Raw genomic sequence first — 15,924 nt, forward strand, 5'->3', positions numbered from 1 at the left:
TCAAGTCCTCACTCAGTTTCACGCTTGCGTACAAACAGCAGTTGCTGGCCAGTAAATTCCAGCAACCCTTCAAGGCCGAACTCGACACCGAACCCGGACATCTTGCTGCCGCCAAAGGGTGTATTCGGCTGGATTTGTGCGTGACAGTTGACCCAGGCCACGCCGCTTTCAAGGCGACCGGCCAAGGCCTGTGCCTGCTCGACATCAGCGCCCCAGACCGACCCACCCAACCCCATGTCGCCGGCATTGGCGCGGCGCAGGACATCCTCGACATTCTGATAAGCAATCAGCGGCAACACCGGGCCGAACTGCTCCTCATCCACCAGGCGCTGCCCGTCCGTCACATCGGCGACCAGGGTCGGCGGATAGAAAAATCCCGGTCGGTCCAGACGTGCACCCCCGCACAAAACGCGAGCCCCCTGGGCGCGCGCGTCAGCCACCAGCGCCTCCACCAGCTCCAACTGCTCCAGGTTCTGCACCGGACCGAAAGTGACCTCGGGCTCCAAACCGTCGCCCACGACCTGACGCGCGGCAATGCGCATCAGGGCTTGGGCAAAGGCTTCATATTGGGATTGGTGAATGTACAACCGCTTGAGGGCGGCGCAGGTCTGCCCCATGTTCAGGAAGGCCGCTTGGAAAATGTCTTCGACCACCGCCTCGACCGGCGTGCCAGGCAGCACGATGGCGGCATCATTGCCGCCCAGCTCCAGCGTCAAGCGCTTGAGATTGCCAGCGGCGCCGCGCATCACGCTTTGGCCCGTGGCGGTCGAGCCAGTGAAGACAATCTTCTGGATACCGGCGTGCGCGGTGATCGCACTGCCGAAACCTTGCTCACCGGTCACGACATTGATCACGCCCCGTGGAACATGGCGGGCGATGATCTCCACCAGGCGCAGCGTGCTCAAGGGGGTCAGGCTTGACGGTTTGCTGATCACACAGTTACCGGCACGCAGCGCCGGCATGATGTGCCAGACAGCGATCATGAACGGCCAATTCCAGGGGGTTATAGAGGCCACGACCCCCAGTGGCTTGCGGTGCAACTCGATGCGCTGGGTCGGGGTATCTTCCACCAGTTCCACTGGAATCTGCTGCTCGGCGGCATAGCGCGTCCAAGCCGCCGCGCCCATGACCTCGGAGACGGCGAGCGCCAATGGTTTGCCTTGTTCCAGGACGATGAGCCGGGCCAATGCCTGGGCTTGCTGCTCGATATCCGCGGCGATGCTCAGCAGGCGCTCGCGACGATCCTCGTGAGTGCTGTGGCGCCACTCGCCGAAGGCTGCCTGCGCCGCTGCGACCGCGAGGTCCAACTGAGCCAGGGAACCGGCGGGGCATTGGGCGAATACGCTACCGGTCGCCGGGTTGAGTACATCAAAGTGGCCGTTTTCACCCCTGACCTGAACCCCATTGATGAGCATGTGATAATCGTGCATAAGAGCCTCCCTTTCGCGCGCTGACGGGCCGTCCCGAACAACGTGGATCGGTATTTTCGTGAGAGTTGAACAGTGCCGCGTGATGCCCTAGAGCTTGTGGCTGCCCAGAGCCATGAACCGCTCGGGCGAGACCTCGCGCAGCCGGGCTGCGAGGAATACGCCGCCGATCAGTGCTGCGGGAATGACGGCGCAGAGGGCATACGACAAGAGTTTGCTGGCGCCGGTCAGCACATCGAAATGCATCACCGCAAGCAGCAGGACCACTACCAACGCCAGGCAGGAGAAGCCCGGCAAGACCTGGCCGCGCAGGACGCCCACCTTGAGTTCCGGGTGACGCCGAAAGTAGACAAACACCGCTGCCGAGGTCATTGCCATGAGCAGAATCACGCACAGCGTGGCCAGGTTGGAGAACCAGGCGAACAGTTGCAGGATCGGATCGGCATCCAACGCAGCGAAAATCAATACCACCACGGCAGCGATCAGGCTTTGCAGCGCCGAGCCCATGTGCGGGCTCTGGTGGACACGATGGGTAGTACCCAATTGGCGCGGCAACAGACCGTCACGCCCGATGGCATAGAAGTAACGTGCGGCGGCATTGTGAAACGCCAACAGCCCGGCGTAGATACTGACCATGAACAGCACCCGGATGATCTGGGTCAGTTGCGGGCCGACAAAATGATCGGACATGCCATAAATGAACGTGGTGGGATCCTGCAGGGCTTGCAGCATTGGAACGATCTTGTCCGCCCCCACGCCCACCACCATCGACCAGACCGACAAGGCGTAGAAACCGCCGATCAACAATACCGAGCTGTAGGTTGCAATCGGAATGGTACGGTGCGGATTCTTGGCTTCCTCACCATAAATGGTGGTGGCCTCAAAGCCGATAAAGGCGGCGAAACAGAACAGCAAGCCGATAGAAGGCGTCCCACTGAACACATGGCTGCGGTCGAAGGAATCGAGATTGATGCCACTGTCGCCACCGGTTCTGAGAATGGCGAAATCCAGTACCAGGATGGCCAGGTACTCGGCAATCACCATCACCGACAGCACCCGGGCAGACAGGTCGATCTTGCGATAACCGAGAATCGCCACGCTCGCCATCGCCAGGAGCGAATAGCACCACCATGGCAGTTCCACGCCGAAGACGCTGGCCATGGTGCCGCTAACGACACCGCCGAACATGCCGTACAGGCCAACCTGGAGAATGTTGTAGGCAAACATCGCCAACACCCCCGCCGCACCACCGGCCAGGCCGCCGAGGCCACGGGAAGTGAACGCATAGAAACCGCCGGCGTTGGTCAGGTGCCGAGACATGGCGGTATAGCCCACCGAGAACGCCAGCAGCACCAGTAGCGCCAGGATCAGCAAGGCCGGTGTGCCAGCGCCATTGCCCAGCATGATGCCAATGGGAAAGCCCCCGGCGATGACGCTCAGCGGGCTCGCTGCCGAAATCACAAAGAAAATAATGAAGCCAACGCCCAGGGCGCCTCGCTTCAACTCCGTCGAGCTGCTGATCGGGAAAGACACACTCATTTCTCTTGACCTTATTGTATGAGGCAGTCGCTGTAGAATCGGGCCGCGGCTAGCTTCACCGCTTTCCAGACACTTATTGTTTTGGGTTGCACGCTGGATTCGATCCTATGCCCTGGCCAAAACCCTTCGCTATCCCAAATCGGCAGCGTCCCCGACGCCGCCCCAAAGTGGACCACCGCCATGCCAGGCCATACGGCCGTCGTTGCCGATTCGGGCTAACCGGCCGGCCCTTCATCCCGCAAGATAGCCTTGCCCGCCCTTCCACCCCGATGCCGGTCGCAGAACAATAAAAATCAAGTGGCTCGCGCCTTTCCAACGCCTGAACAGGTCTTGGCCTGCGCGGCCTGAAGCCCCAGGCGCAGGAACCTCAACATGCTCTTCACTCGCCTCACTATCCAATGGCGCATCACTCTCTTGAGTGGGCTGTCCCTGCTGGCCGTCGTCGGCGCATTGACTGGCGCGACCCTCTACCAGAATCAACAGGGTGCCAAGCTGTTGAAATTGCAGAGCAGCCAATTGCTTGGGCAATCGGCCCTGGAAGGCCTACAAGCCCAGGCCTTCGCTCACGGTCAGCGGGTGGAACGTTTTTTCAGCGAAACCGCCCTATATGGGGAGGGGTTTGCCCAACAGGTCCTGCAACTGCGCGCCCAGGCCCAGAGCGGTCGGTTGACCGCCGAGCAACTGCGTCAAGACCTGATCAGCGTGACCCGCCAAACACTGCTCAGTCGCGAGAAGATCCTCGGTCTGTACGTCGTGCTGCTGCCCGACGCGCTGGCAGGTAAGGATTCGACGTTCGCAGGACAAAGTGGCCTGGCCAGTAACGAACAAGGTCGCTTTTCCCTGTATTGGTCGCAAAGCCAGCCTGGAAACCTGGTTCAGCAAGTGCTCAGCGAAGCACAGATCTTCGCCAATGACGCGCCAGAGGGCAGCGAACCGGCAAACGCCTGGTACGTCTGCCCACAGACTCAGGAGCGCACCTGCGTGACAGAGCCTTATGCGGTTGAGGTCGAAGGCCAGAAAACCCTGATGAGCAGCATTTCGGTGCCGCTGATGGACAAGGGCAAAGCCATCGGCGTCGTGGGCATGGACATCAGCCTCGATACCCTGCAGAAACTCGCCGGCAGTCTTGCCGCGGACCTGTATCCCGGCCACAGCGAAATCACCATTCTGTCCCCGTCCGGCCAAACTGCCGGCCACAGCGGCAGCGTGACGGGTGTCTCCATCGACGTGCGGCAAGCGGTGCAAACCGTCACGCAAAGCGCCCCTTGGCAGTTGCAGATACGCGTGCCCGAAGCGTTGGTCCAGGCACCGGCGCTGGCCATGCAGGCACAGTTGGATGACAAGAGTCGCCAAGCCAACTGGTTCAACCTCAGTCTGGGGTTGCTGGCCAGCAGCCTGGGATTATTGCTGATCTGGCTGACCGCTTACGGGGTGACCCGACCGCTGCTCAGCGTGGCCCATATGCTCGATGCCATTGTCGAGGGTGACGGTGACCTCACCCGGCGCCTACCCACCGATCGCCGCGATGAACTCGGTCAACTGGCCAGTGGGTTCAATCGCTTTCTCGACAAATTGCAGCCCATCATCCGGGACATCCAGCAGGCTTCCCAGGATACCCGGGACACCGCCGATACCTCTGCGCGGGTTGCCCGGGAGGTCAGTGCGGGCATGCACAAGCAGTATCAGGAAGTCGAACTGGCCGCCACCGCATTGCATGAAATGAGCACCAGCGCCCAGGAAGTCGCCCGCCACTCTCACCAAGCGGCAGACGCTGCCACCGTCGCCGAAAGTGCCAGCCGATCAGGGCGGGAATTGTTCGCCAACGCCGTCAATAGCATCGATACCCTCGACCGACGCCTGGAAACGACACTCGGCCAGGTAAAGGCGTTGGCTGACAACAGTCAACAAATCGACCAGGTACTGGACGTCATTTGCGCCATCGCCCAGCAGACCAACCTGCTGGCCTTGAATGCCGCCATCGAAGCGGCCAGGGCGGGTGAACAAGGCCGTGGCTTCGCGGTGGTGGCGGACGAAGTCAGACACTTGGCCAGCAACACCCAGAACTCGGTCGAACAGATACGCACGGTGATCGAAGCGTTGCAACAGCTGAGCCAGGACGTGGTGCACAGCACCCAATTGAGCCGCGAACTGGCCCGGGGCAGCGTCGTTCAAGTCGAACAAACCCAAGGGGCGCTGCAGCACATCACCGAGGCCGTGGAGTTGATCGAACAAATGAACCAGCAGATCGCCAGCGCGGCCCTGGAGCAAAGTTCAGTCGTGGAAGACATCAGCCGTCGCGTCAGTGACATCCGAAGCATCAGCGAAACACTGACCGGCCAGATGCAGGATGCGTCGCAGGCCAGCCACTCGCTGCATGCCATGGCCAACCATCAGCAGCGCCTGGTGGGTCATTTCAAGATTTAAAGGGCGTAACGCTGGCTGACGCGCTTTCACCTGGACGACCGCAGTGCCTGGTCTGGGGCTGCTGCGCAGCCCAGCAGGGATATCCGGCTACCACAGCGCGATATCGTACGTCAGATAGAGACGGTTACTGTCGCGTCCCCGGGCAAAGTCCGCACGGTAGACATAATTGCGCAGCTTCGCCCCCAATCCCTTGAGCGGCCCGGACTGCAGCACATAGGCCAATTCGATGTCCCGTTCCCACTCGCTCAGGCCGTCGCTGCCGGAGCGGCCATTGTCGCCGCTCAGGTAACGCGTCATGAAGGTCAATCCCGGTAGACCCGAAACAGAAAAGTCATAGGCGTAGCTGGCCATCCAAGTCTTTTCCTCTTCCTCGATGAACTTGCCGATGCCCACGTTGCTGAACGAGTACACAGTGGCGCCGCTGATATAGGGCAACCCGCCCTCCCCATCCAGCACCTGATAGCCGGCGCCGAAGGTGTGGCCACTGTGGGCGTACGCCAATTGCCCGCTGAGCATGTCGTTGTCGATACGCCCACCATAAGCCGCACCGCCGTCGCGACTGTTGAAGTAACGCAGGTCGCTGGTCAGCACCCCGCCCGCCAGGGGCAAGTCGTGCTGGATACCGGCGAAGTCCTGGCGGTAGAAACCGTCGAGTTCACCGTGAAAATAGCTCAGGCGCAGGGTCTTGCTCACCTTGTAGTCGGCGCCGGCATAGCTGAAGTCGCCCGATTTGCTGCCGCTGTAGCCGTCCATGTAGAGGCCGGTGCTGTCGGAGGAATCACGCAGCTTGAAACGATCCAGTTGGGCAGCGGTCAGGGTCAGGCCGTCGATGTCGTTGCTGACCATCTGGGTGCCCTGGTAGGTCTGCGGCAGCAGGCGCGCATCGTTGTAGACCAGGACCGGTGTCTTGGGCAGCAAGGTGCCGTACTTGACGACGGTGCTACCCAGCCTGGCCTTGGCCGTAGCGCCGGCGCTGGCGAACTCGTCTGCGGCGCGGCCGTCGTCATGCACCGGGAGCAACCCCGTCCCGCTACGCCCCCGTCCCGAGTCGAGGCGCATGCCGACCAGGCCCAACGCATCCAGGCCAAGCCCCAGGGTGCCTTGAGTGAAGCCGGACTGGTAGTCGAGCAGAAAGCCCTGGGCCCATTCCACCCGCTCACTTTTCGCGGTAGCGGCGGCGCGTGCACTCAGGCCCTGTTCGTCGCGGAAGTTTTCGTTGAAGTAGACGTTGCGCAGTTGCAGCTTGAGCTTGCTGTCATCGATAAAACCGGCAGCGCCGGCCACAGGGACGCAGGCACACAGCGTGGCGCAGGCAGCGCCGCGGAGAATGACTCGGGACATAGTCGAATACTCTTTTTGTTGTTGAGATCGCTGGCGGCAGGCGCCAATGTGGCGCCCGCAGGCCGGGTTCAGACGAAGAGGGAGATGGCGCCGGTGGCCAGGGCAAGGCCGGTGATGACCAGGGAGGTCAGCACTGCCCATTTGACGGTGGCTCTCTGGAAATCACCGATGTCCCGGTCGACCATGCCTACCAGCAGCAGCGTGGAGGCAACCAACGGGCTCATCAGATGCACCGGTTGACCGAGAACCGAAGCACGGGCGATCTCCACCGGGGAGATGCCGTAGGCCGCGGCGGCGTTGGCCAGGATAGGCACCACGCCAAAGTAGTAGGCATCGTTGGACAGTACGAACGTCAACGGCATGCTGGTCACGGCCACGACCAGCGGGAACCAATTCCCCCAGGATTGCGGGATCCAGTCGACCAGAGTCTGCGCCAGGGCATCGACCATCTTGGTGCCCGAGAAGATACCGGCGAAAATACCGGCGGCGAACACCAGCAGGACGACGGTCATGGCGTTACCGGAATGGGCCAGGATCCGTTCCTTCTGCACATCAAGTTGCGGATAGTTGATCATCAGGGCGACCACAAAGCCGATCATGAACAGGATCGCGGCGTGCATCACCCCCAGTACCAGCGCGGTCATCACCGCGATCACCAGCACCAGGTTGACGTAGGCCAGGCGCGGCCGCTTGTGCGGGGTGTCTTCCAGGATCGCCTTGATATAGCAGTTGCCGCCCCCGGACTCGAGCGTGATATTGCCAATGCGCTTACGCTCTCTGCGCCCCAGCAGAAACGCAGTGAACACCACCCACGCCGCGCCACCGATGACCGTCGGCAGCATCGGGATGAAATACTCGGTGGCGTCCAGGCCAAGGGCTGCGATAGCACGTGTGGCCGGGCCTCCCCAGGGGCTCATGCCACTCATGATGCTCAGCGACAACATCGAGATGGTCGCCAGGATCATCGGGTTCATGCCGATGCGCTTGTACAGCGGCAGCATCGCGGCGCAGGTGATCATGTAAGTGGTGGTGCCGTCTCCATCGAGTGCCACCAGCAGGGACAACAGCGAGGTCCCGATGGCAATTTTCACCGGATCGCCATTGACCCGCTTGAGGATCTTGCGGATCAGCGGATCGAACAATCCGGCATCGATCATCAACCCGAAGAACAGAATGGCAAACAGCAAGAGTGCGGCTGAGGGCGCGACCATCTTCAGGCCATCGAGCATCATCTTGCCGGTGGTCGGCGCGAAACCGCCAATGACGGCAAAGACGATGGGCACGACCGTCAGGGCGACGATGGGTGACAGGCGTTTACTCATGATCAGGTAGGTAAAGGCCACCACCATGACCAAGCCAAGGAGTGCGAGCATGGGTTGTTTCTCTTGTTTTTATTGTCTTTGTGACCACCCGACAGGCAGGCGGCCGCCTATCGCACCCGATACCTGGCGGCACTCGGAGCGATTGTATTGCAACATCAAGATTTACGGATGCGCGGGTGAACCAAACTCAGCCGGCGAGCCGACGCACCGTCGGGGCGTAGACAAAACCCGAGAACAGCCGGCGGGCGGTGCGCACGACCGAAGCCTGGATCGTCTTGCCGTCTGCACCGCTGCGTGAAAGCGCAACCTCGATGCCGCCACTGGGGTGTTCGAGACGCACCAGGCTCAGCTCCTGCGCGGTCGCGCCGAGCAGATCCATTACCACGGTGCCGGGGCTGACACAGGCCGTCGCCAGGCCGATGGCGCCAGTGATAGCCAGTGCCCGGTGGCAGCTGTGGGGCATGAAGTAGCGAACCTGCAGCGTGCCACCTTCGCGTGGGTGGGAAACAAGCACCGGTTTTGGAATCACCATGTTGCTCACGTCGCCCAGGCCCATTGCACGGCCGGCCTTGAGGCGCAACGCCTCCAGGCGCTTGCGCAGTTGCGTGTCGGCGTCGAGGTCGGCCGGACGTTCACTGCCGGTCATGCCCAAGTGGCTGGCATGGACGATCATCATGGGCATAGCCATGTCAATGCAGGTCAGCGGGATGCCATCGATGACATCGGTTGCCTGGCCGGTGGGAAACAGCTTGCCGGTCTTGCTGCCGACGGCATCGAGGAACGTCAGCTGGACCGGCGCCGCAGTACCCGGCACGCCATCGATGGCCGTGCGGCCCTCGTAGCGCACGACGCCACCGGGCGTCTCTACCAAAGCGTTGACGAAGGTCTGGGTGTTCAGGTTACGGATGCGCACCAGGGTCTTGCCGTCAGTGGCCTTGACCAACCCCTGTTCGATGGCGAACGGGCCGACCGCACAGAGCATGTTGCCGCAGTTGGGTGCAGTGTCGACACGGCGATCGGCGACCATGACCTGAACGAACAGGTAGTCGACATCGGCATCGGCATGCAATGACGGACTGATGATTGCCACTTTACTGGTCTGCGGACTTCCACCGCCGATGCCATCGATTTCCAGCTCGTGACCGGAGCCCATCAGGTTGATCAACATCTCGTCGCGCTCGACGATATTGGTAGGCAGATCCCAGGCGTGGAAGAAAGGTCCTTTGGAGGTACCGCCGCGCATGAGCACACAAGGAATTCGTTGCATAACTACTGACTCTTGTTGATCAATTGGGGACATTGATGTGTTGAAAACAAGAGTGACAGGGGTGGATAAATCAATCCAATGCAAATATCGTCGCTATTATTGCTTCACAAACATGAATAGATTCTTGCTCAAAGGAACGGTCTCCCTATGAATTATGAGCTGCAAGATATTCGATCTTTCGTGAAAATCGCCGAACTGGGCAGCTTTCATGAGGCGGCAGAAGTCCTGCACTTGTCGCAGCCTGCCCTGAGTCGTCGAATCAAGAAGCTTGAAGAGGGTCTGGGTACCCCTCTGCTCGAACGCACCACCCGCCGCGTCGGCCTGACCAGCGTGGGGCGCGATTTCCTGCCCAAGGCACGCCGCCTGCTCGATGACTTCGAGGACTCGATACTGAGCATCCGCGAATTGGCCGAACGGCAGACCGGCCAGGTCACCTTGGCCTGCATTCCGACCGCAGCGTTTTACTTCCTGCCCTCGGTCATCCGGCAATACAACGAGCAGTACCCGAAGATTCGCATTCGCTTGCTCGACCTCAGCGCCAACGACGGCCTGGAGGCCGTGCTGCGCGGCGAAGCCGATTTCGGTATCAATATGATGAGTGGGCAGCACCCGGACATCGAGTTCGTATCCCTGGTCCAGGAGCACTTCGTGCTGGCCTGCCGCCGTGATCATGAACTCGCCAGCCGAGCTTCGGTGAGCTGGACCGAGTTGGTCGAGCACCGCCTGATCGGCGTGGGCCGCCTCAGCGGCAACCGCATGCTGCTCGACCATGCGTTGTCTGGGCTTGGCCTACGGCCCAAGTGGTTCTACGAGGTGCAGCACCTGTCGACCTCGCTGGGGATGGTCGAAGCCGGCCTCGGCGTGTCGGCCATGCCGAGCCTGGCGATGCCCGCCGCCGATCATCCGACCCTGGTCAGCGTGCCACTGATCGAGCCGGAAGTGACGCGTACCTTGGGCCTGGTTTATCGCCGTGGCGCTTCCCTTTCGCCTGCCGCAGAGAAGTTTGTGGCGATTTTGCTCGGGCAGTGGCGCATCGACTGAATACAGCGTGGGTAGCCGGGCCGGCGGCGAGGACCGCTGGCTCAGTCCGCCTGCACTGTGACCTGACGCTGCTCACCCAACCCCGCAATCCCCAGGCGCAGGGTCTGGCCCGGACGCAGGAAAACCGGCTGTGGCTTGATGCCCAAGCCTACGCCGGGTGGCGTGCCGGTCGAGATCACGTCGCCAGGTTGCAGGCTCATGCAGCGGCTCAGGTAGGCAATCAGTTGCGGAACACTGAAGATCAGCGTCCGGGTATTGCCATTTTGATAGCGGTGTCCGTCGACCTCCAGCCAGAGATCCAGCGTATGCGGATCAGCGATTTCGTCCCGGGTGACCAACCACGGGCCAAGCGGACCAAAGGTGTCGAAGCCTTTGCCCTTGTCCCAAGTGCCGCCGCGTTCCAATTGCCACTCGCGCTCGGACACGTCGTTAATGACGCAATAGCCGGCGACATGCTCCATGGCGTTTACTTCATCGATGTAGCGCCCGCCTTTACCGATGACCACGCCCAACTCGACTTCCCAGTCGGTCTTGAGTGAGCCGCGCGGGATCTGGATGTCGTCGTTCGGCCCGCAGATGGCGCTGGTCCATTTGTTGAAGATGATCGGCTCTTTCGGCACCTCCATATTCGACTCGGCCGCATGGTCGGCGTAGTTCAGGCCGATGCAGATGAACTTGCCGACCTGCCCGACACAGGCGCCGATCCGAGGCTGGCCGGCAACCAGCGGCAGGCTGCGCGGGTCGAGGGCGGCAAGCGCTGCCAGGCTGTCTGGGCCCAGGACCTGTCCGGCGATGTCAGGGACATGGCCCGACAGGTCGCGGATCTGATGATCGGCATCCAACAGGCCGGGCTTCTCCGAACCTTTTTCGCCATAACGCAACAGTTTCATGGATTTCTCCTGTTCAAATTCAAAGTGAAAACCGGGCTCAGATGCTCATGCCGCCATCGATGACATGCACGCCACCAGTGGTGTAGCTCGACGCATCGCTGCCCAGATACACCGCCAACTGGGCGACTTCTTCGGTACTGCCGATACGGCCCATGGGCTGGCGCTCGAGGAATTGCCGATAGACCTGTGCCTCCTCCACGCCCTGTTGCGCGGCTTGGGCGGCGATGCGTTGACGCAGCGACGGAGAGTCCACGGTACCCGGGCATATCGCATTACAACGGATGCCCTGAGTCACGAAGTCGATGGCAACGGCCTTCGTCAGGCCCACCACGGCCGCCTTGCTGGCCGCGTAGGCAAAACGGTTCGGCACGCCTTTGAGGCTGGAGGCCACCGACGACATGTTGATGATCGAACCGCCACCCCGCGCCAGCATGCCTGGCAAGAATGCGCGGATCGTCCGGTACATGGCCGTGACATTGAGGTCCAGCGAACGCGCCCAGGCGGCTTCGTCGCATTCGAGGATGTTCCCGCTGTGCACGTAACCGGCGCAGTTGAACAGCACGTCCAACCCACCGATACGTTCGCAGGCGGCGCTGATGGCGGTGGCCGATGTGACATCCAGGGTGATGGCGGTGACCCCATCGATACCCGCCAGGGCGTGGATATCGATATCACTGGCAAACACCTCGGCACCGGCCCGGGCGAAGGCCATGGCGCTGGCCAGGCCGATGCCCTGCCCTGCGGCGGTGACCAGCACCCGTTTGTTCTGCAGGTTCATGCGGCCTCCAGGTTTGCCGGGGTGATCGCGGTTTTTGGCGTCCTGCCGAGCATCGATGCGGGAATGGCCAGGATCAGCCCGCCACTGACCAACAGACACAGGGCCAGCACATAGGTGCCGTTGTTGATGTTGCCGGTGAGGTTTTCCGCCACGGCGGTGATCATCGAGCCGGTGAAACCCGACAAGTTGCCGATGGCGTTGATCATGCCGATGCCCGCCGCGGCGGCAACGCCCGAGAGCACCGTCCCGGGCAGGGTCCAGAAAATCGGCATCAGGCTGAGGATCCCCGAGGCGGAGACACTGAGAAAGAGCACGGACAACACCAGGTTGTCGGCGAAGAAGGCACTGAGGATCAGGCCCACGCCACCGATGAAGGCAGGAATGGCCGCGTGCAGGCGCCGCTCACCGGTGCGATTGGAGTGCCGTGCATTGAGCAGCATCGCCACGATCGCCACCGAGTATGGGATGGCGGTGAGCAGACCAATGTGCAAACTGTTGGTGATGCCGGTGCTCTTGATGATCGAGGGCATCCAGAACGCCAGGCCGTAGAAGCCGGTATTGAAGGTCAGCAGAATCAGTACCAGCAACCACACCCGAGGGTTGAAAAACACTTCGCTCAAGCGTGTGGCCTTGCCCTGGTTGTCGGTGTGCAGATTGGCCTTGAGCATGGCTTTTTCTGCGACACTCAGCCATTTGGCTTTGTCGATGTTGTCGGCCAGGCAGACGATCACCACAAACGCCATGATGATTGACGGAATGCCTTCGATGAGCAGCATCCATTGCCAGCCGGACAGGCCATGCACCCCTTGCATGCTGTTCATCAGCCAACCGGAGAGTATCCCGCCCAGGGTCAGGCTGACTGGTAGGGCCAGCAGGAAACCGGACATCACCCGGCTTTGCCGATGGGTGGGAAACCAGTAGTTGAGGTACAGGATCACGCCGGGGAAAAACCCGGCTTCACAGATGCCCAACAGAAAGCGCAGCACGTAGAACATGCTGCTCGATTCGATGTGGAAGAAGCCCGCCAGCGGCACGGTGTAGGCCACGGCCATGGAAATGACCGCCCAGCTCAGCATGATCCGGGCAATCCAGAACCGCGCGCCAAAGCGATGCAGCAACAGGTTGCTGGGGACTTCGAAAAGGAAATAGCCCCAGAAAAACATACTGGCGCCCAAGGCATACACCGTGTTGCTAAATTGCAGCTCGCTGAGCATGTCGAGCTTGGCAAAGCCGATATTCACCCGGTCGAGGTACGCCGCCATGTAACACAAGAGCAGGACGGGAAGGATCCGCCAGATCACCTTGCGGTAGGTCCGGTCCTCAAAGTCGAGTTCGCAGGCAGGCGCTTGCGCTGGCAAATGCTCGGATACGGTTTGCATGAGGTCACCCCTGGGCATGTGGGCATGCCTGATTGTTTTTATGAGGGGGTCACTCTACTGTCGAGCATTGATTCTTTCCCAATGGCATTTTTGGATTAACTGATAACGGATCGTTATCGAAGTGCCAGCGGCAATCACTTAACTTGTGGCGAGGGGATTTATCTGTGGGAGCATGGCTTGCCCGCGATGAAGACGACGCGGTCAGCGGGAATACGAGGCGCCTGCATCGCGGGCAAGCCTTGCTCCCACAGATTCACCTACTTTCTCGAGTGGACGATGTTGCAGCCAGACGAGCGTTTTCCTTGAGAATGTCCGCGAACTCCAGTGCCGCCCCCACTAGTTGCTCGCCCTTGCGCGTGAGGATGCCGTAATCCTGCGGCACCAGGTGCAGTGGCGTGTCGAGGGTGATCAATTGGCCGCTTTCAAGCAACGGGTTGACCATGGCATTGGGCAGCATCCCGATCATTGGCCCGCGCTGCAGGACCTGGAGAAAGGTCTGCATGGAGATGGTGTCGATGGTGTTGCGCGGCATCCCTACTCCGGCCTCGGCGAAGGCCAGTTCCATGCGTGCGCGTATCGGCGTGCCGACCGGGTAGAGAATCCACGGCAAGTCCACCAGTTGCTGCAAGGACGTCGGCCCGGCGTTCGCCAGCGGATGCTGGCTGTTGACCACGATGCAGAACGGCTCCGGGGCCAACGGCTGGAAGTCATAATACTGCTGCTGGCTTTGATCGGTAAAACGCGCTACTGCCAGATCGAGCCTTTTCTCTTCGAGCATCTCCATCAGGTGGTTACTGGTCTGTTCCACCACTTCAATCGACAGCAACGGCCAACGCTGCTTGATCTGCAGGATCGCCTCGGGCAGGGCCACCGCCGTGGCGGCGAAGATCCCGCCGACCTTGAGATAGCCGTGACCGCCCTCGCGCAGGCTGCTGATTTGCTCGACGAACGAACGCGCGTCATTCAAGGCGATCTGCGCATAACGCAGCACATGCTCACCCAGAGCCGTGGGCGGCATGCTCCGTGACAGTCGCTCGAACAAAGCAAAGCCGAGCAGGCTTTCGATTTCCTTGAGCATCTTGCTGATGGCCGGCTGGCTGAGGTTCATCTGCTGCGCCGCCAAATGCATATTGCGCGTGCGCCCCAAGGTGTCGATCAGCAACAGATGACGGAATTTGAGCCAGCCGCAGAAGCTGGAAAAGGACAGATCTGACATGGATTTTCCTCGGACCGGCAATAACCTGGCGTTATCGAATACTGAATATATCTCATTGGAGTTTATCGACCCTGCATCCTAGCGTGAAGGCTTTACGAACCAGGAAAAACGCCATGTCGCTACTGCTTACTCCCGAGAACACCCTGCCGGTCGATGGCGTGGCTGGAACCCTGATTGGCCGCGCCTGGGTGCCTGGCCGGATCGCCGGCCCCTCACCCATTGTGCTGCGCAGCGACGGGGTGTTCGATCTGTCGGATCGTTTCGCGACCTTGAGTGACTTGCTGGAAACCGACTCGCCACTGGCCGCCGTGCGGCAGACACCGGGCACCTTCATTGCCAGCGTCGAAGCCCTGCTGGCCAACACCGGCCTCAACGCCGATCCGTCCAAACCGTCGCTGTTGCCCCCCCTGGATTTGCAAGTGATCAAGGCCGCCGGCGTGACCTTCGCCGCCAGCATGATCGAACGGGTGATCGAGGAACAGGCCGGCGGTGACGCGGCAAAAGCCGAAGCTGTGCGCGCCACGGTGCACAATGTGATCGGCGACAACTTGCGCTCGATCGTGCCGGGCTCTGAGCAGGCCATGCGCCTGAAAGCCTGGCTCATCGAACAGGGCATGTGGTCGCAGTATCTGGAAGTCGGCATCGGCCCGGATGCGGAAATCTTCACCAAGGCACCGGTCCTGGCCGCCGTCGGCAGCGGCAGCCACATTGGCATTCATCCCGGCTCCCAATGGAACAACCCGGAACCGGAAGTGGTGCTGGCGGTGAACAGCCGCGGCCAGATCCACGGCGCCAGCTTGGGCAACGACGTCAATCTGCGGGATTTCGAAGGCCGCAGTGCGCTGCTGTTGAGCAAGGCCAAGGACAACAATGCGTCCTGCGCCATCGGGCCGTTCATTCGTCTGTTTGACGAAGGCTTCAGCCTCGATGATGTGCGGACCTGCGTGGTCGATCTGGAGGTTCGAGGCGAGGACGGTTACCGCCTGCACGGCTCGAGTTCGATGAGCCAGATCAGCCGTGACCCGCAGGACCTGGCAGGCCAGACACTCAATGGCAATCACCAATATCCGGACGGCTTCCTGTTGTTTCTGGGTACTTTGTTTGCCCCCACCGCAGACCGTGATCATGCCGGCAGCGGTTTCACCCACAAACTGGGTGATCGGGTCAGTATCAGCAGCCCGTTGCTCGGCAGCCTGCATAATCAAGTGACCCACAGCTGCGACGCCACACCCTGGACCTTCGGCGTCGGCGCCTTGCTGCGCAACCTGGCCGCCCGAGGACTGCTCGCCCGCTGAACCGT

General features: G+C 61.1%; 11 protein-coding genes and 2 pseudogenes. 4 read left to right on the forward strand and 9 right to left on the reverse strand.

The window, feature by feature from the left end; all coding sequences use genetic code 11:
- Positions 1-8: 8 nt before the first annotated feature.
- Positions 9-1,430 carry an aldehyde dehydrogenase family protein gene (locus tag ACWNZ1_RS13910; RefSeq protein WP_135845958.1) on the reverse strand — a complete coding sequence of 474 codons (1,422 nt, stop codon included), beginning with the start codon at positions 1,428-1,430 and terminating at the stop codon, positions 9-11.
- 87 nt (positions 1,431-1,517) lie between these two features.
- Positions 1,518-2,966 (reverse strand): APC family permease, encoded by a 1,449-nt coding sequence (locus ACWNZ1_RS13915; protein WP_135845959.1) that lies wholly within the window; start codon positions 2,964-2,966, stop codon positions 1,518-1,520.
- Positions 2,967-3,338: 372 nt separating this feature from the next.
- Between ACWNZ1_RS13915 and ACWNZ1_RS13920 the strand changes: the two are divergent.
- Positions 3,339-4,532: pseudogene (locus tag ACWNZ1_RS13920) on the forward strand (PDC sensor domain-containing protein); the annotation flags it as partial.
- A gap of 282 nt (positions 4,533-4,814) precedes the next feature.
- Positions 4,815-5,390, forward strand: a pseudogene (locus tag ACWNZ1_RS13925) (methyl-accepting chemotaxis protein); the annotation flags it as partial.
- Positions 5,391-5,477: 87 nt separating this feature from the next.
- On the opposite strand, the gene ACWNZ1_RS13930 reads toward ACWNZ1_RS13925, so the two are convergent.
- From ACWNZ1_RS13930 to ACWNZ1_RS13940, 3 genes are all read right to left on the reverse strand, one after another.
- Positions 5,478-6,731 (reverse strand): OprD family porin, encoded by a 1,254-nt coding sequence (locus tag ACWNZ1_RS13930; protein ID WP_256453332.1) that lies wholly within the window; start codon positions 6,729-6,731, stop codon positions 5,478-5,480.
- A gap of 68 nt (positions 6,732-6,799) precedes the next feature.
- Positions 6,800-8,104 carry a CitMHS family transporter gene (locus ACWNZ1_RS13935; RefSeq protein ID WP_135845962.1) on the reverse strand — a complete coding sequence of 435 codons (1,305 nt, stop codon included), beginning with the start codon at positions 8,102-8,104 and terminating at the stop codon, positions 6,800-6,802.
- A 136-nt stretch (positions 8,105-8,240) separates the two neighbouring features.
- On the reverse strand, positions 8,241-9,320 hold the full coding sequence (locus ACWNZ1_RS13940; protein WP_135845963.1) for a 4-oxalomesaconate tautomerase: 1,080 nt from the start codon (positions 9,318-9,320) through the stop codon (positions 8,241-8,243).
- A gap of 147 nt (positions 9,321-9,467) precedes the next feature.
- Between ACWNZ1_RS13940 and ACWNZ1_RS13945 the strand changes: the two genes are divergently transcribed.
- Positions 9,468-10,361, forward strand: a complete 894-nt coding sequence (locus ACWNZ1_RS13945; RefSeq protein WP_135845964.1) for a LysR family transcriptional regulator — start codon at positions 9,468-9,470, stop codon at positions 10,359-10,361.
- Between the two features lie 41 nt (positions 10,362-10,402).
- Here the strand turns inward: ACWNZ1_RS13945 and ACWNZ1_RS13950 are convergent, their stop codons facing one another.
- The 4 genes from ACWNZ1_RS13950 to ACWNZ1_RS13965 form a co-directional block, all read right to left on the reverse strand.
- Positions 10,403-11,251: an ureidoglycolate lyase gene (locus ACWNZ1_RS13950; protein WP_135845965.1), complete on the reverse strand. Its 849-nt coding sequence runs from the start codon at positions 11,249-11,251 to the stop codon at positions 10,403-10,405.
- A gap of 37 nt (positions 11,252-11,288) precedes the next feature.
- A complete protein-coding gene (locus ACWNZ1_RS13955; protein WP_256453334.1) occupies positions 11,289-12,029 on the reverse strand; it encodes an SDR family oxidoreductase in 741 nt (246 codons plus the stop codon).
- Positions 12,026-13,408 carry an MFS transporter gene (locus ACWNZ1_RS13960; protein WP_135845967.1) on the reverse strand — a complete coding sequence of 461 codons (1,383 nt, stop codon included), beginning with the start codon at positions 13,406-13,408 and terminating at the stop codon, positions 12,026-12,028. Before ACWNZ1_RS13960 ends, ACWNZ1_RS13955 begins: the two co-directional genes overlap by 4 nt.
- A 253-nt stretch (positions 13,409-13,661) precedes the next feature.
- Complete coding sequence (locus ACWNZ1_RS13965) at positions 13,662-14,624, reverse strand: LysR family transcriptional regulator (protein WP_265072161.1); 963 nt, start codon at positions 14,622-14,624, stop codon at positions 13,662-13,664.
- 113 nt (positions 14,625-14,737) lie between these two features.
- Between ACWNZ1_RS13965 and ACWNZ1_RS13970 the strand changes: the two genes are divergently transcribed.
- On the forward strand, positions 14,738-15,919 hold the full coding sequence (locus tag ACWNZ1_RS13970; RefSeq protein ID WP_265072162.1) for a fumarylacetoacetate hydrolase family protein: 1,182 nt from the start codon (positions 14,738-14,740) through the stop codon (positions 15,917-15,919).
- Positions 15,920-15,924 lie beyond the last annotated feature (5 nt).

Source organism: Pseudomonas sp. CFBP 5748, assembly GCF_053850495.1.

Bases quoted from the DNA above. Each gene is read 5' to 3' on its own strand.
- ACWNZ1_RS13955 (WP_256453334.1), bottom strand. From the start codon at position 12,029: ATGAACCTGCAGAACAAACGGGTGCTGGTCACCGCCGCAGGGCAGGGC.
- ACWNZ1_RS13945 (WP_135845964.1), top strand. From the start codon at position 9,468: ATGAATTATGAGCTGCAAGATATTCGATCTTTCGTGAAAATCGCCGAA.
- ACWNZ1_RS13940 (WP_135845963.1), bottom strand. From the start codon at position 9,320: ATGCAACGAATTCCTTGTGTGCTCATGCGCGGCGGTACCTCCAAAGGA.
- ACWNZ1_RS13915 (WP_135845959.1), bottom strand. From the start codon at position 2,966: ATGAGTGTGTCTTTCCCGATCAGCAGCTCGACGGAGTTGAAGCGAGGC.
- ACWNZ1_RS13930 (WP_256453332.1), bottom strand. From the start codon at position 6,731: ATGTCCCGAGTCATTCTCCGCGGCGCTGCCTGCGCCACGCTGTGTGCC.
- ACWNZ1_RS13960 (WP_135845967.1), bottom strand. From the start codon at position 13,408: ATGCAAACCGTATCCGAGCATTTGCCAGCGCAAGCGCCTGCCTGCGAA.
- ACWNZ1_RS13965 (WP_265072161.1), bottom strand. From the start codon at position 14,624: ATGTCAGATCTGTCCTTTTCCAGCTTCTGCGGCTGGCTCAAATTCCGT.
- ACWNZ1_RS13950 (WP_135845965.1), bottom strand. From the start codon at position 11,251: ATGAAACTGTTGCGTTATGGCGAAAAAGGTTCGGAGAAGCCCGGCCTG.
- ACWNZ1_RS13910 (WP_135845958.1), bottom strand. From the start codon at position 1,430: ATGCACGATTATCACATGCTCATCAATGGGGTTCAGGTCAGGGGTGAA.
- ACWNZ1_RS13970 (WP_265072162.1), top strand. From the start codon at position 14,738: ATGTCGCTACTGCTTACTCCCGAGAACACCCTGCCGGTCGATGGCGTG.
- ACWNZ1_RS13935 (WP_135845962.1), bottom strand. From the start codon at position 8,104: ATGCTCGCACTCCTTGGCTTGGTCATGGTGGTGGCCTTTACCTACCTG.